Here is a 16,409-nt window from a genome sequence, read left to right as displayed (position 1 = left end):
AAGAGGCTTAGGCCTCTTTTTTGTTTAAGTTTTTATTTGCTGTAGAAAGCATAAGCTTTATTCTATTTAACTGGTTAACTTCTGATGCGCCTGGATCATAATCAATTGCAACTATGTTTGCATCAGGATGCTCATGTCTAATATGTTTAATTACACCCTTACCTACAACGTGGTTTGGTAAGCATCCAAATGGCTGTATACATACAATGTTGCTTGCGCCATTTTCGATAAGCTCGAGCATTTCTCCAGTAAGGAACCAACCTTCGCCAGTCTGGTTACCAAGTGAAACAATTTCCTTTGCATTTTCTGCAGTGTCTGTTATGTATGCAGGTGCAGTGAATCGCTTTGACTTGTTAAATTCATCTCTTGCAGCGCTTCTTAACCATTCAAAGAACTTAATTCCCATATTGCAGTAGAACTTTGTTTTCTTGCTTGTTCCAAGATTTTCTTCTTTAAAGTTTGCATTGTAGAAACTGTAAAGTAAGAAGTCTGTTAAATCTGGAACGACAGCTTCAGCACCCTCTTGTTCAAGAAGCTCAGCTAAATGATTATTGGCAGCTGGAAGGAATTTAACAAGGATTTCTCCAACAATACCAACACGTGGCTTTACTAGACCTTCGATGATTGGAAGATTATCAAAATCTCTAATCATTTCACGGCAAAGTCTCTTGAACTTTCTGTGTGAAAGAATCTTCTTAGATGAAACGAATTCAATAAGCTTTTCCTTCCACTGTCTATGTAATTCATCTGTAGAGCCAGGGACTGCCTCATAAGGACGAACTCGATATACGCAGCGAAGTAAAATATCGCCAAATGTAAGTGCATATAATCCATGCTGTAGAAGACTAGGAGAAAGCTTAAATCCAGGATTCTTCTCTAATCCACTAACGTTAAGTGAGATAACTGGAACATCTGGGTATCCTGCTTTTGCAAGTGCTCTACGAATAAATCCGATATAGTTTGAAGCACGGCAACCACCACCAGTCTGTGAAATCATAAGAGCAGTTTTGCTCATATCGAAGTTACCTTCTTCGATTGCGGCCATAAGCTGTCCGATTACCATAAGTGATGGATAACAAGCATCGTTGTTTACATATTTTAGACCAACGTCAACACAAGTACGTGTTGGGATGTCTGGCACTACCAAATTGTATCCAGCAGCATTAAATGCTGGCTCAATAAGGTCGAAGTGGATAGGTGACATCTGTGGGCAAAGAATTGTGTAATTCTTTTTCATTTCTTCCGTAAATACGATACGGTTATAGTTTGCAGGCACGATAGTGCGTTCCTGGTTTTTCTTTTTCTTTACACGAAGGGCAGCAAGGAGTGAACGTACACGAATTCTTGCAGCACCTAGGTTGTTAACTTCATCAATTTTAAGGCATGTATAAATTTTGCCTGAGTGGGTAAGTATATCTGAAACCTGATCTGTAGTAACAGCATCAAGTCCGCATCCAAATGAGTTAAGCTGAATTAAGTCAAGGTTATCATGCTTCTTAACATAGTTTGCTGCAGCATACATTCTTGAATGGAACATCCACTGATCCATAACGATAAGTGGGCGCTCAACCTCTCCGAGATTTGAAATAGAATCTTCAGTGAGGACAGCAATGCCGTAACTATTAATAAGCTCTGGTATACCGTGGTTAATCTCAGGATCAACGTGATAAGGACGACCAGCTAATACAATTCCATGTTTGCCAGTTTCTTCCAAATACTTAAGAACTTCCTGACCCTTTTTATACATATCATTTCTGAAGTTTTCTTGTTCTAACCAAGCAGCATGAGCCGCAGTCTGTACCTCGGAACCGCTAATATTAAACTCAGCAGCAAATACTTTTTTAAGCTGGTTAGTAAGTATTTCTTCGCTAGAAAATGCCATGAAAGGATTAAGGAAACGTACCTTTCCACTAGTGATTTCATCAACATTATTTTTTATGTTTTCAGCATAAGAAGTAACAATAGGGCAGTTATAGTGGTTATTAGAATCAGGGAATTCATTTCGCTCGTATGGAATACAAGGATAGAAAATGAAGTCCACATTTCCTTCGTTAATTAACCACTGTACGTGACCGTGAGCCATCTTTGCAGGATAACATTCTGATTCTGATGGAATTGATTCAATGCCTAATTCGTAAACCTTACGATTTGAACGAGGAGAGAGTACAACTCTGAATCCTAACTTGTTAAAGAATGTAGCCCAGAATGGATAATTCTCATAGAGGTTTAGTACTCGTGGAATACCAACTGTGCCTCTTGTTGCTTCCTCCTCAGAAAGTGGTTCATAGCTAAATAATCTATTGTATTTATAATCGTAAAGGTTTGGTATATTCTCTTTGTTTTTAACTCCACCTGCACCCTTTTCACAGCGGTTTCCAGTGATGAATGAACGTCCGCCTGAAAATCTATTGATTGTAAGGAGACAGTGGTTTACACAACCCTGGCAACGTGTAAGCTTTGTATCAAAAGTGAGAGAATTAATCTCATCAATACCAAGTGTAGTAGTTGTAGGATTTTCTTCGTAACGCTCTTTAGCGATTAATGCGCAACCGAAAGCACCCATAATACCGGCAATATCAGGACGAACAACATCAACGCCTGCAACCTTCTCTAAAGAACGAAGAACAGCGTCATTGTAGAATGTACCACCCTGTACAACGATGTTCTTACCAAGCTCTGATGCATCAGAAAGCTTGATAACCTTGAATAATGCATTTTTGATAACTGAATAAGCAAGGCCTGAAGAAATATCTGCTACAGAAGCTCCTTCCTTTTGTGCTTGCTTAACCTTAGAGTTCATAAATACTGTACAACGTGTTCCAAGGTCTATTGGGTTGAGAGCAAACAAAGCTTCCTCGGCGAAATCCTGTACACTAAAATCAAGAGACTTTGCAAATGTCTCGATAAATGAACCACAACCAGATGAACATGCCTCGTTAAGCTGAACGCTATCAACAACTCCATTTTTGATGCGGATACATTTCATATCCTGACCACCAATATCAAGGATACAGTCAACATCAGGATTAAAGAATGCTGCGGCATAGTAGTGTGCGATAGTTTCTACTTCGCCATCATCAAGCTGTAATGCAGCTTTTAACAAAGCCTCGCCGTAACCTGTAGAACATGAATGAACAATGTGGGTATCCTCAGGCATGATAGAGTAAATCTCTTTTAAAGCTTTTAAAGAAGTAGCTAGTGGGCTACCGTTATTGCTTGAGTAGAATGAATATAAAAGCTTTCCATCGTCACCAACTACAGCTAATTTAGTAGTAGTAGAACCGGCATCAATACCTAAGTAAACATTGCCGTGATAATTTGCTAAATCACCTTTTTCTACCTGAGCCTTTGCATGTCTATCTTTGAATTCTCTAAATGCCTCTTCGGATTCGAATAATGGCTCCAGTCTTGCTACTTCGAAATCCATCTTAATTCCCTGAGAAAGGCTATCAATCAACGAATCCATAGGGACATTGTTATCTTCTTTTGAATTAAGGGCAGAACCAATTGCAGCAAAAAGATGAGAGTTATCAAGTAAAATTGAGTGCTCATCATCAAGCTTTAATGTTCTAATAAAAGCTTCTCTAAGCTGATCCAAGAAGTGAAGTGGACCACCTAAAAATGCTACGTGACCTCTAATTGGTTTACCGCATGCAAGTCCGGAAATTGTTTGATTTACAACTGCTTGGAAAATAGAAGCTGAAAGATCTTCCTTTGAAGCACCTTCGTTGATAAGTGGCTGGATATCTGTTTTTGCAAATACACCACAACGGGCAGCGATAGGATAGATTGCTTTATAATCCTTTGCATATGTATTTAAACCAGTAGCATCTGTCTGTAAAAGTGATGCCATTTGGTCGATAAATGAACCTGTACCACCTGCACAGATACCGTTCATTCGCTGTTCTACATTTCCGTTTTCGAAATATATAATTTTAGCATCTTCACCACCAAGCTCTATAGCTACATCTGTTTGAGGTGCGTAGAACGTAAGTGCACTGGAAACTGCAATTACTTCCTGTACGAACTCTACTCCAAGATGTTTTGCCAATGTGAGTCCACCAGAACCTGTAATCATTGGTTTAACCTGGATGGTTCCGAGCTTAGATTTTGCCTGAGTTAATAAATCAGTTAAAGTCTGCTGTATGTTAGCAAAATGTCTCTGATAATCAGAAAATAAAATATTATTATCGTCGTCTAACACGGCTATTTTCACTGTTGTTGAACCTATGTCAATGCCGAGTTTAAATAGTTTGTTTTCCATAAATGATATTATTCTTTCCTATTAAAATGTAAATTGTATAACCTTTGGTATTATAAATGTAGAATGGAAAATATACAATAAACAAATTTTATAAAGTGTAAGCAAAAAAAACACCTTTACAAATTACAAATGGTATTGTAAACTTGCAAAGTACAAAGGCGTGCTTTTTATGGAAGAGGAATCTTTCATAAAAAAAAACGCCTTTTTTTTATTTTTTAGGAGGAAATATGTCTCAGTTATCAGTTACAGATATCATTGATTTCGTTCAAGAGAATGACGTTAAATTTATACGTCTAGCCTTTTGTGACCTATATGGCACACAAAAAAACATATCAATCATGCCACAAGAGTTGAAATACGCCTTCGATGAGGGTGTTAATTTCGACTCTTTTCTTATTTTGGGCTACGAGGAGACCGATGGACAAGATTTATTCTTAAAACCAGATCCAGATACCATGCACATTTTGCCATGGCGCCCACAGTCAGGAAGAGTAATACGTTTTTATTGTAATGTTGTTCTTGCTGATGGTTCACCTTACAAATATGACTACAGAAATTTTCTTAAGAATACCCTTAATCAATGCGAGAAAATGGGATTCACCACAAGAATGGGACTTAAGTCAGAGTTTTATTTATTCAAAACAGATGAAAATGGAAATCCTACAAAGGAAACATTTGATAATGGCGGATATTTAGATGTTGCTCCAAATGACAAAGGAGAAAACATTCGAAGAGAAATTTGTTTAACTCTCGAGGAGATGGGAATATCTCCTCAATCCTCACATCATGAGAGAGGTCCAGGTCAAAATGAAATTGACTTCACACCTGCAGACGTTCTTACAACAGCAGATAATCTTGTGACATACAAAAATGTTGTTGAAAATATCGCTGCTAGAAACGGCGTTTGGGCTTCCTTTGATCCAAAGCCAATCGCTGATGCCCCTGGAAATGGTTTGCATATTAAGATGGCAAACTATAGAGGTGCTGTTAATTTAATTAATGATGACAAAGAATTCTCTGAGAATTTCATGGCTGGAATTCTTAACAGAATGAGAGATATTACAATTTTTTTGAATTGCCGCAAGGATTCATACGATAGATTTGGAATGAGCGAGGCACCAAAATATATTACTTGGTCATCTCAAAATAATTCACGTCTCCTTAGAGTACCTGAGGTAAATGGAAAAAGAAATCATTTTATTCTTCGTTCTCCGGATTCGTGTATTAATCCATATTTAGCTAGTGCCATTATTATTCAGGCTGGCTTAGCGGGAGTCGAAAATAAAGAAACTTTACCACCAGAATTGGAAGTTAATTCAAGATTCTTAACTGAGGATCGTTCAGCATACTTTGATATGTTACCTGTTTCAATAGAAGAGGCAATCGATTGTGCTGAGAATAGTGATTTTATTCAAAACTCAGAATTCGCAGATATAGCAGCCCGTTATATTGAGACTATTAAAAATACAGACTAATTTCCAAGGAGTAGTGATATGGAAAGGGCGCTAATTGTCTGTGATAACGAAAAAGGAACCGCCTTTTACAAATCCTTTTTAAAAGAAAATGGGATTCTAGATATGCTCGTTGTAGAAAATTGTTCTACTGCAAAACGAACAATTTCGGAATATGATTTTGATATTTGTCTAATTAATGCGCCGATTGGTGGCACTAATGGACAGGAACTTGCTATTGACATAGCAGAGAAAAATATCTGTCAGGTTATTCTATTTATAAAGGCTGAGTATGCTGATGAAATATCAGCAAAGGTGGAAGATTACGGAGTTATCACAGTAGAAAAACCGATTAATAAACAATTATTTTGGCAGGCCTTAAAGCTTGCTCATGTTGCTCAGCGCCGCATTAGTTTGGCACAAAAAGAAAGTGCGAAATTAGAGAAAAAGCTTGAGGACATGAAAATAATTTCAAGAGCAAAGCTTCTTTTGATTATTAATCAGAATATGTCAGAAGAGGATGCACATAAATATATTGAAAAGACAGCTATGGATATTAGATTGTCTAGAGCGGAAGTAGCAAAAGAGATTATTAAAAAATATGAAGGAGCATAATATGACTAAGCATGTATTTGTTACAGGTGGTGTAGTATCTGGTTTAGGAAAAGGTATTACAGCAGCGTCTCTTGGACGCTTACTTAAAATGAGAGGATACAAGGTAGCTTCACAAAAGCTTGATCCATATATGAATGTGGACCCAGGAACAATGAGCCCATACCAACATGGCGAAGTTTTTGTTACAGATGATGGTGCAGAGACTGATCTTGACCTTGGTCATTATGAGCGTTTTATAGATGAAAGTCTTAACAAATATTCAAATCTTACATCAGGAAAAGTTTATTGGAATGTTCTTAATAGAGAACGTAAGGGTGAGTATCTTGGACAGACTGTTCAGGTTATTCCACATATCACAGAAGAAATCAAACGCTTTATTTACATGGGTGCAGAGACTTCGGATTGTGATGTGCTAATCACAGAAATTGGTGGTACAACAGGTGATATTGAATCGCAACCATTCCTCGAGGCGATTCGTCAGGTTTCTCTTGAGAAAGGACGTGAAAATTGTCTATTCATTCACGTTACATTAGTTCCTTGGCTTTCAGGCTCTGAGGAACATAAATCTAAGCCTACACAGCACTCTGTTAAGGAGCTTCAATCACTTGGTATTTCGCCAAATATTATTGTTTGTCGAGTAGATCATCCTCTTGAACAATCAATCAAAGACAAAATTTCTTTATTCTGTAATGTAAAAAAAGATTGTGTAATTGAGAATGATACGTTAGAGTGTCTATATGAAGCGCCACTCATGATGCACAAATATGGTCTTGATGATGTGGTTTGCCGTGAGCTTGGCCTTGAGAATAACCCACCTGAAATTGAGGAATGGGAGAAAATGGTTGAAAACATCAAGGGGCTCAAGAAGGTAACAAAGATTGCTATTGTTGGTAAATACGTAGCTCTTCATGATGCATATCTTTCTGTTCGTGAGGCACTTTACCATGGTGGTTATGCAAACAATGCACATGTAGAAATTGAGTGGGTTGACTCTGAAGAAATTACAAAAGACAATGTAGCTGCGGTTCTAGGCGGAGTTGATGGGATTTTAGTGCCTGGCGGATTTGGAGACAGAGGTGTAGAAGGCAAAATTGTGGCTTGCAAATATGCTAGAGAAAATGATATACCTTATCTTGGTATTTGTCTTGGCATGCAGGTCGCAGCTATCGAGTTTGCTCGTTCAGTATGTGGTATCGCAGATGCAAATTCTAGAGAGTTCAATAGCACTGGAAAGAACTGTGTAATCGACCTTATGGAAGAACAGATGGCAGTTCTTAGAAAGGGTGGCACTATGAGACTTGGTGCTTATCCATGTGCAGTTCGTACAGATACAAAGCTTTTTGAAGCATATGGCTCTGAGAATATTTCAGAGAGACATAGACATAGATTTGAGTTTAATAATTCATATAGAACGCTTATGACAGAAAAGGGACTTACTATTTCTGGTACATCACCTAATGATGAGGTTGTAGAGGCTATTGAGGTTTCCTCTAACAAATTCCATGTTGGTGTTCAGTTCCATCCAGAATTCAAGAGCCGTCCAAATAAGCCACATCCATTATTTACAGCTTTCATTAAAGCAAGCTTAAAATAGGATAACAAAGCTAATGCTTTGCTATAAATCTAACAACATATTTTTATTAAAGGGAGGAAATTATGTTAGAAAAGCGTTTTAAACTCAGCGAAAATAATACTTCTGTTAAAACAGAAATTATCGCTGGACTTACCACATTCATGACAATGGCTTACATCATTGCATTGAATCCAAACATCCTTACTGTTTATGGTTCGCAAGGTGCAGAAGAGGGTCTTTGGAATGGAGTATTCCTTGCAACATGTATTTCATCAGCAGTTGCTATGTTTGTAATGGCATTTCTTGCAAACAAACCATTCTGTTTAGCTCCAGGTATGGGATTAAACTCATTTATGGCTATCGTTATTGGTAACTTAGTTGCAATGACAGGAATGGGTTATGTTGAGTCATTCCAGGCTATGCTCTGTGTCATTCTTATTGAAGGTGTTATTTTCTTTATTCTTTCTCTTCTTAATGTCAGAGAAAAAATAGTAGATGCTATTCCACTTGGAATTCGACTTGGTATTTCGCCAGCTATCGGCTTAATGCTTCTCAATATTGGTTTTGGCTCAAATGTTTACATCGCAAACTCAGAAGGTTCTCAGTTCTTTGTAATGAAGGATTTCTTCGGAGCACTTACAGCAGGTTATGCAAAGCAGATTATGGGCGATGCTTATCCTATGATGGTTCTTTGCGCTATTACAATGTTTGTTGGTTTGTTTGTAATCGTTATTCTAGCTTCAAAGGGTGTTAAATCAGCAGTTATTCTTGGTATGTTTGCAGCTTCAATCCTTTACTGGATTGGTGATTATTGTGTACTTGGAAACAATCCATTTGCATCACTTAAGACAGCTTCATTTGTTCCTGCATTTGGAGATATGGCAGCAACAACATTATTCAAGTTTAATGTTGCTGGACTTGCTCAGATGGGTTGGTTCACAGTAGTTACTCTTGTAATTACATTCTGTATCATCGATATGTTTGATACAATTGGAACTCTTGTTGGTACTGCATCACGTGCAGGAATGGTAGACCGCGAAGGAAATATGCCAAACATGAAGGAGGCACTTCTTTCAGATTCAGTTGGTACAATCGTAGGTTCATGCACAGGTACATCTACAGTTACTACATTTATTGAGTCTGCTTCTGGTGTTGAGGCAGGTGGACGTACAGGACTTACATCGCTTACATGTGGTATTGCGTTCCTTGTTTGTGTCTTCCTTGCTCCTATAGCGGCAATCATTCCAGCAGCAGCAACATCAGCAGCACTTATTTACGTAGGTGTTCTTATGATGACAGGTCTTAAAAAGGTTAACTTTGATGATCTTTCAGTTTGTGTACCTGTTACAATCATGCTTATTGCTATGCCGATTTCAGGTTCAATTGGACATGCAATCGGTCTTGCTATGATTTCATACACAATCATCAAGGTATTTACAGGAAAGGCTAAGGATGTATCTGGACTTACATATGTAATTTCACTTTTATTCCTTATTAAGTTTTTCTTAGCAGTATAAAATTATACTAATAACTAAGCGTATCGATATTATCGATACGCTTTTTTTATTTCTTAAAACGCTAACTATTTTCTAACTACTACCAAACGCTCTTGTGGCATGAGGATGTCTACTCAAGAGAAGAGGATGTACAAAGTCCATAAATAGGGACACATTGAAAATGCATAATATAACCATCAGATGAGCGGAGGTTATTTATTATGAAGAGAAGAGGATTAGATAAGGAGCTTATTATTTCTTTGGGAGCTTTAGCGTTGATTTTCGCGGTAGGCATATTGTTTTTTGTTCTTTTTATTTTTGATATTGATATTTCAAATAATATTGCAAAGGTAGTTGGTTCCTATTCGGGATTATCAGGTGGTATTTGGCTTGCATTACTTTGCCATAACTGTTGACTATAAAAAGTGGTTTATCTATAATTAAATTATCTATATATAGTATGATATTAGGCGGATTAGTGCTATTTATAGTGTTACTAATATCTAGCGAAAGTGGAAGGTAATTGATTATGAATAAATTGTTTAAAAGAACTTTAAATACTATTTTTGCGGTCATTTTTATTATGGCGATGCAGATGGTGGTTTTTGCCCAGGGTACGACCATGATTTCTGTATCCAAGAGTTCAGCGGCAGTAGGTGATTCTATTACGGTATCAGTTACAGCTTCTGAGAGTGGCACCATTACAGTGAAATATACTTCTAGCATGCTTTCATATGTTGAGTGTAGCGTATCGGGAGCTTCTGCAGAAGGAAATTCAGTTTCTTTCTCAGGTAAGAGTGGAGACATTAAATTTACAGCAGCATCCGCAGGAACAGCTTCTATTATAGTTTCATCATCTAGCTGCTCTGGTAGCAGTACTACTCTTACAATCGGAGGAGATTCAGCTAGTACTAGTACTTCCACTACTACAGAGACTACAGAAGAAACAACAGAACAGACTGAGACAGAGGTCACTGTTACAGAAGAGCCTGCTGAGACAGAAGAGACTACCGAAACAACCTCTACTGTATCAGGTACAGCTGTAGGCACTCTCAATTCTGATGGTGGCTTTGATATTGATGGTGTTTCATATGTCGTTTCAGAACGTTATTCAGATTCTGAAATGCCTTCTGGATTTTCAAAAACTACTATCACAATTGGCTCTAGTACATACAGCGAGCCTACTAACGGATCGATTACATTACTTTATTTAAAACCAGCAGATAATACTTCTGGTTCAGGTGTTTTCTACCTTTATGATGAGGCAGCAGGTACAGTTTCAAACTTTACTATGCTTGGTGATTCTGATAAATATGTTCTTGTACAGGAAACATCCGATACACCAGGTAGTGCATTTTCTCAAACTACAGTTAATGTAAATGGTGTTGAAATAAATGCATATACAGTTGATGGCGCAGAGTTCTTCTATGTATATGGAACAAATCAGAATCAGGTTGAAGGCTGGTATGTATATGACCAGACTTATGGAACAGTTTCTAGAGTTGATACATCAGCTATTAGTGCCGATTCATCTAGCACTTCAACTGATGAAGACGCAGAAGCTACAACTGACTCTGATAATAGCGTATTCATTCAGAAGCTTGCACTCTATAGAAAGATAATCATGGGACTTATAGTTCTTTGTGTTGTATTGTTATTCATAACAATCAACAGAATTATTAAGAATCGTGGTGAAGATGACGATGATTTTGATGGAGACGTTTTTGCTAAGTCTCCAGTTAAGGCTTCAAGAAAGCTTCCTCGTTCAATAGTGTTCAGAGGTCGTGATGATGGCGATGTTTTCGGAGATGATGAAGACGACGTGGATGAAGATGATGAGTATGATGAAGACTATGAGGAAGAGGATGCTGTAGAAGACTACAGTACTAGTGAGTCATACGAAGAGCGAAGAAATGCTAGTCTTAATATGATGGATTTAAATGATTTATAAATTCCACTAATGTGGAACGAACTATTATTTGGCAAAGGAGCTAAATATGGAATATTCTAAACAAGCAAAAAAAGCAATAACTGGTGCTTCAAAGCTATCAAAATCATTAAACCATAGCTATGTAGGCACAGAACATTTACTTATTGCCATTATTGAACAAGAGGATTCTCTTGCTGCAAAAGTGCTTAATTCAAATGGCGTTAACAAAGAAGGACTCATTAAATTGGTAGAGGAATTAATCTCACCAGGTGGAGAAGTTGTTGTACAGGAACGAGATGGCTATACACCTAAAATGGAGCAGTTATTGGATCATGCTGCGGATGAGGCTGATAAATGCAACTCTAAAACTATCGGCACAGAACACTTACTTCTTGCCATGATTCGCATGCAGGATTGCTCCGGTGCTAGACTGCTTAATTCTCTAGACGTTAATCCACACAAACTATTCTCTGAATTAGTAGCAGGTATGGGCGCAGAGGGCAATGTCTACAAAGAAGAGATGCAGGCTATGAATAGCGGTAGAAAGCGCAACGAAGTTTCTTACCTAGAACAGTTTTCTCGTGATTTGACTGAAATGGCCGAAGAAGGAGAACTTGATCCTATTGTTGGTCGTGATTCAGAAATTCAAAGAGTGATTCAGATTTTATCTAGACGTGGAAAAAATAATCCATGTCTTATTGGAGAGCCTGGTGTTGGTAAGACTGCAATAGTTGAGGGACTTGCCCAACGAATAGTACAGGGGAATGTACCAGATTCTGTTAGAGACTTGAGAGTGCTATCTCTTGATTTATCTGGTATGGTTGCTGGCTCAAAGTATAGAGGCGAGTTCGAGGAAAGAATTAAAAAGGTTATTGCGGAAGTAATTGAAGAAGGCAATATTCTTTTATTTATTGATGAGATTCATACTTTAATTGGTGCTGGTGGAGCAGAAGGTGCGATAGATGCATCCAACATCTTAAAGCCAGCTATGGCTAGAGGAGAAATTCAAATCCTAGGTGCTACTACTATTACAGAATATCGTAAATACGTAGAAAAGGATGCAGCATTGGAGCGCAGATTCCAGCCTGTAGTTGTAGAGGAACCATCTGCTGAAGAGACAATAGAAATTCTAAAAGGTATTAGACATCTATATGAAGAACACCATGGAGTTACAATTCCGGATGAGGCGGTAGAGGCATGTGTAAATCTTTCCGAGAGATACATAGCTGACAGATTTCTACCTGATAAAGCAATTGATTTAATGGATGAAGCTGCCGCATCGTTAAAACTTACATATGTAAAAAATGTTGTAAAAGATAATTCTTTAGAAATTCAAATAGCAGAATTAGCTCAGAAAATGGAAGATGCCATAATTGCAGGTGACATTGTGTTGGCTAGTTCAATAAAAAAAGAAAAAGATGAGCTCATTACTGAAAAGGATGCTGCCGATAAAAAAGCAGCCAGAAAGAGTCGCTCAAAACGTGTAGTGCTTACAGAAAATGATGTGGCATCAGTTGTGGCGCTTTGGACCAAAATTCCAGTTGCTAAACTTACTGAGCAAGAATCAGTTAGACTTAGAAAAATTGAGAGCATTCTTCATAAGAGGGTTGTTGGCCAAGAAGAGGCTGTTTCTGCTGTAGCTAGAGCGGTTCGTAGAGGGCGAGTAGGCCTCAAGGAAAAAGGAAGACCTATTGGTTCATTCTTGTTCTTAGGCCCAACAGGTGTTGGTAAAACAGAAATCTCAAAAGCTCTTGCTGAGGCTGTGTTTGGCAATGAAAGCTCAATGATTCGTGTTGATATGAGTGAGTATATGGAGAAACACTCTGTCTCTAAGATGATAGGTTCGCCTCCTGGATATGTAGGCTATGAAGAGGGTGGTCAATTATCAGAGAAAGTTAGACGTAATCCATACTCTGTAATACTTTTTGATGAAATTGAAAAAGCACATCCTGATGTATTTAATGTTTTACTGCAGATTCTTGATGATGGACATGTTACAGATTCTCAGGGACGTAAAGTAGACTTTAAAAATACTATAATAATCATGACTAGTAATGCAGGCGCGCAAGCCATTATTTCACCTAAAAAATTGGGTTTTGCTTCAGCTGATGATGCTAAGAAAGACTACGAGTTCATGAAAAATGGCGTCATGGAAGAGGTAAAACGTATTTTCAAGCCTGAGTTCTTAAATAGAATTGATGAAACCATTGTATTTAGAGCTCTTACTAAGGACGACATGAAAGAAATTGCCACATTACAAGTGAACCAGTTTATTGCTAGATGTAAGGAACAAATGGACATTAAGGTTACCATACCTGCATCAGTTAAAACTTGGATTGTAGAGAAAGCATTTGATCCTAAATATGGCGCTCGTCCAATACGTAGAAAGATTCAAACTTCCTTAGAAGATGTTATGGCAGAAGATATTCTTGCAGGTAATATTAAGTCACAGGATTCTGTAAAAGCAAAGATAAAAAAAGACGAAGTTGTTTTCGAAAAATGCTAATTTTTATGCTTTGAGCTTGTTGTTAAAATTAAATTCCTTTGTTATAATCGGACTAAGACAATCTGCAAACTTAGCAGTAATACAGGAGGAATTGAAATGGCTGTAATTAGCGAATTGATTCGCAGTGAAGCAGACGGAACTATCAGCTTTGGTGATTATACTCTTGCTGATAAGAAAAAGCTTGAAGATTACAAGCACGAGGGGGACTTATACAAGGTAAAGACTTTTTCGGATATTACCAAGCTCGAGCGTAATGGTATGTTTGTGTATGAGTCAGTACCAGGAACAGCGGTGGAAAAATTTAATTGTACTTCAGATGCTATTTCTTTCACTGTGGAGGGAAAGGAAGATGCGATGGTTACATTGGAGTTGGAGCCAGAGACTACATATGATATTACAGTAAATGGCACAAACGCAGGACAGATGAAGACTAATCTTGGTGGTAAATTAAATATCTCTGTTGAGCTAGACCCAGGTGTACCAGTAGAAGTAAAAATTAATAGAGTGTAATTATTTTATTATGATTACTTAAATCTCCCCATTATTGGGGAGATTTTTTTATAAGAAAGGGAAAATATGGCAAAAAAGAATGTATCGGTGTTTTTCTGCCAAGAATGTGGAAATGAGACATCAAAGTGGTCCGGACAGTGCCCAGCGTGTGGGGCTTGGAATACCTTGGTAGAGGAAATCGTAGATAAAACTTCAATAAAAACTAGAGCTAAGGTTGCTGATGTGAGACCAACAAAGCTTATAGACGTTAAGGCATCCAATGAGCAACGAATCTCTACTAGTATTCAAGAATTTGATAGGGTGCTTGGCGGTGGTATAGTTCCAGGGTCAATGATATTAGTTGGTGGTGATCCAGGAATTGGAAAATCTACATTGCTTCTTCAAACTTGCCAAAAATTATGTTCTTCAAACATTAATGTGATGTATGTGTCGGGCGAGGAGTCTCTACAGCAGATAAAAATTAGGGCTGATAGGATTGGTAAGTTTAATGATAAATTGGATTTGCTGTGCGAAACTAATTTGGATACGGTTAAAGCTGTTGTAGAAAGAGAGAAGCCTACTGTACTCATAATTGATTCTATTCAGACTATGTACAATGAGACAGTATCATCGGCCCCAGGTTCAGTGTCACAGGTTAGAGAATCTACGAGTGTTCTCATGGAAATAGCAAAGGTACAGGGAATTGCTGTATTTATTGTAGGTCATGTAACAAAAGAAGGAACTGTTGCAGGACCAAGAGTCTTAGAGCATATGGTTGATACAGTTCTATACTTTGAAGGGGATAGACATGCGTCTTATAGAATCCTCAGAGGCGTCAAGAACCGATTTGGATCAACCAACGAGATTGGTGTATTCGAGATGAGAGATATTGGCCTATCCGAAGTAAAGAATCCTTCAGCTGTGATGCTTGATGGTAGACCGGAAAATGCCACTGGTTCAATAGTTACATGTTCTATGGAAGGAACTCGTCCTATCCTAGTGGAAATTCAATCACTAGTTAGTAAAACTGCATTTGAAATACCTAGAAGAATGGCAACAGGCTGTGATTATAATAGAGTTAATCTGCTTGTGGCTGTACTTGAGAGGATGAGAGACAGTAAAGCAAACAGATCCTGCGGAATATTTTTAGGCCGTTCTGATATCTATGTGAATATTGCAGGCGGAATTAGAATAAATGAGCCTGCCATTGACTTGGCTATTGCTATGGCTATATATAGTAGTGAAAAAGATATTCCTATAGATGCCAAAACAATTATATTTGGCGAAATAGGTTTGTCAGGTGAGGTCCGCTCTGTTTCAATGGCTGAACAACGTGTGAGGGAAGCTAAGAAATTAGGATTTGAAAAAGTTATCATTCCAAATTCTAATCTCCAATCTGTAGGAAGCGTTTTAGGTATAGAGGTGATAGGCGTATCAAACGTTAAAGAAGCAGTAGATGCTATATCTCGATGAAGAGATATAGCTTTTGACGCATAGTATAGTGCTTCAGAATAAATTGTAAGAAAAATAACTACAATTCAAACAATTTCCGAAAAGTACACCAAATAGATTTACTTTAAAAAAACACAGAATATCTGTTGACAGCCCTGATTCTAGGTGATATTATAATCGAGCACTGAGGGAAACGAAGTGCGGAACTGAAACAGAGGTAATTAAAATTGTGTAAACAATTTGAAAACCCTGTGAATGTTAATAAAAATAAGAAAAAAGTTGTTGACAAAAAGTCGGCATCGTGATAATATAAACGAGTTGCTGCTGAGGGCAACAACGAAATGAAGATTGATAACTGAACAGTGAAACAAACCTTGAATTAATACAGTTTTGTATAAAACATGTATCCTTGAAATTCATTTAGTTTCATAATGGTAACAAGCAAGCTTGTTACTGACGCACCCCTAAAGGGGTACGAATTTGAAACGAAACCTTTATAGTAAAGTCAGATTTATTTTGACTCGGAATTAAACTCAAGCAACTTGATGTTGCTTATATATTAAACATGAGAGTTTGATCCTGGCTCAGGATGAACGCTGGCGGCGTGCTTAACACATGCAAGTCGAACGAAGC

At 37.7% G+C, this 16,409-nt stretch carries 10 protein-coding genes and 1 rRNA gene; 10 read left to right on the top strand and 1 reads right to left on the bottom strand.

Translation table 11 applies throughout. The features are described from left to right. Positions 1-7: 7 nt before the first annotated feature. Positions 8-4,264 (bottom strand): 2-hydroxyacyl-CoA dehydratase, encoded by a 4,257-nt coding sequence (locus tag E7276_RS11745; RefSeq protein ID WP_294217809.1) that lies wholly within the window; start codon positions 4,262-4,264, stop codon positions 8-10. 227 nt (positions 4,265-4,491) lie between these two features. Between E7276_RS11745 and E7276_RS11740 the strand changes: the two genes are divergently transcribed. From E7276_RS11740 to E7276_RS11695, 10 genes are all read left to right on the top strand, one after another. After that, positions 4,492-5,739 carry a glutamine synthetase family protein gene (locus E7276_RS11740; RefSeq protein WP_294217806.1) on the top strand — a complete coding sequence of 416 codons (1,248 nt, stop codon included), beginning with the start codon at positions 4,492-4,494 and terminating at the stop codon, positions 5,737-5,739. 18 nt (positions 5,740-5,757) lie between these two features. Next, positions 5,758-6,330 (top strand): ANTAR domain-containing response regulator, encoded by a 573-nt coding sequence (locus E7276_RS11735; RefSeq protein ID WP_294217804.1) that lies wholly within the window; start codon positions 5,758-5,760, stop codon positions 6,328-6,330. A gap of 1 nt (position 6,331) precedes the next feature. Further along, positions 6,332-7,924 carry a CTP synthase gene (locus E7276_RS11730; RefSeq protein WP_294217802.1) on the top strand — a complete coding sequence of 531 codons (1,593 nt, stop codon included), beginning with the start codon at positions 6,332-6,334 and terminating at the stop codon, positions 7,922-7,924. A 62-nt stretch (positions 7,925-7,986) separates the two neighbouring features. Continuing rightward, a complete protein-coding gene (locus E7276_RS11725) occupies positions 7,987-9,420 on the top strand; it encodes an NCS2 family permease (RefSeq protein WP_294217799.1) in 1,434 nt (477 codons plus the stop codon). 200 nt (positions 9,421-9,620) lie between these two features. After that, positions 9,621-9,815, top strand: coding sequence for a hypothetical protein (locus tag E7276_RS11720; protein WP_294217797.1), 195 nt, complete (start codon positions 9,621-9,623; stop codon positions 9,813-9,815). A gap of 113 nt (positions 9,816-9,928) precedes the next feature. Next, a complete protein-coding gene (locus E7276_RS11715) occupies positions 9,929-11,350 on the top strand; it encodes a hypothetical protein (RefSeq protein ID WP_294217795.1) in 1,422 nt (473 codons plus the stop codon). 46 nt (positions 11,351-11,396) lie between these two features. Beyond that, positions 11,397-13,835 carry an ATP-dependent Clp protease ATP-binding subunit gene (locus E7276_RS11710; protein WP_294217792.1) on the top strand — a complete coding sequence of 813 codons (2,439 nt, stop codon included), beginning with the start codon at positions 11,397-11,399 and terminating at the stop codon, positions 13,833-13,835. 96 nt (positions 13,836-13,931) lie between these two features. After that, a complete protein-coding gene (locus tag E7276_RS11705; RefSeq protein WP_294217790.1) occupies positions 13,932-14,345 on the top strand; it encodes an endosialidase in 414 nt (137 codons plus the stop codon). 66 nt (positions 14,346-14,411) lie between these two features. Further along, entirely contained in the window at positions 14,412-15,797 is a 1,386-nt protein-coding gene (radA, locus tag E7276_RS11700; RefSeq protein ID WP_294217786.1) for a DNA repair protein RadA, read from the top strand. 540 nt (positions 15,798-16,337) lie between these two features. Continuing rightward, a 16S ribosomal RNA gene (locus tag E7276_RS11695) occupies positions 16,338-16,409 on the top strand; the annotation flags it as partial.

The sequence above is a fragment of the Pseudobutyrivibrio sp. genome (assembly GCF_015057185.1).
Taxonomy (GTDB): domain Bacteria; phylum Bacillota; class Clostridia; order Lachnospirales; family Lachnospiraceae; genus Pseudobutyrivibrio.
The sequence above is the reverse complement of the archived record's forward strand: the minus strand, read 5'-3'. Positions and strand labels throughout refer to the sequence as shown.

What these genes read in the sequence shown, in the direction of transcription:
- E7276_RS11745 (WP_294217809.1), bottom strand. Translation starts at nt 4,264, where the DNA reads ATGGAAAACAAACTATTTAAACTCGGCATTGACATAGGTTCAACAACA.
- E7276_RS11740 (WP_294217806.1), top strand. Translation starts at nt 4,492, where the DNA reads ATGTCTCAGTTATCAGTTACAGATATCATTGATTTCGTTCAAGAGAAT.
- E7276_RS11735 (WP_294217804.1), top strand. Translation starts at nt 5,758, where the DNA reads ATGGAAAGGGCGCTAATTGTCTGTGATAACGAAAAAGGAACCGCCTTT.
- E7276_RS11730 (WP_294217802.1), top strand. Translation starts at nt 6,332, where the DNA reads ATGACTAAGCATGTATTTGTTACAGGTGGTGTAGTATCTGGTTTAGGA.
- E7276_RS11725 (WP_294217799.1), top strand. Translation starts at nt 7,987, where the DNA reads ATGTTAGAAAAGCGTTTTAAACTCAGCGAAAATAATACTTCTGTTAAA.
- E7276_RS11720 (WP_294217797.1), top strand. Translation starts at nt 9,621, where the DNA reads ATGAAGAGAAGAGGATTAGATAAGGAGCTTATTATTTCTTTGGGAGCT.
- E7276_RS11715 (WP_294217795.1), top strand. Translation starts at nt 9,929, where the DNA reads ATGAATAAATTGTTTAAAAGAACTTTAAATACTATTTTTGCGGTCATT.
- E7276_RS11710 (WP_294217792.1), top strand. Translation starts at nt 11,397, where the DNA reads ATGGAATATTCTAAACAAGCAAAAAAAGCAATAACTGGTGCTTCAAAG.
- E7276_RS11705 (WP_294217790.1), top strand. Translation starts at nt 13,932, where the DNA reads ATGGCTGTAATTAGCGAATTGATTCGCAGTGAAGCAGACGGAACTATC.
- radA (WP_294217786.1), top strand. Translation starts at nt 14,412, where the DNA reads ATGGCAAAAAAGAATGTATCGGTGTTTTTCTGCCAAGAATGTGGAAAT.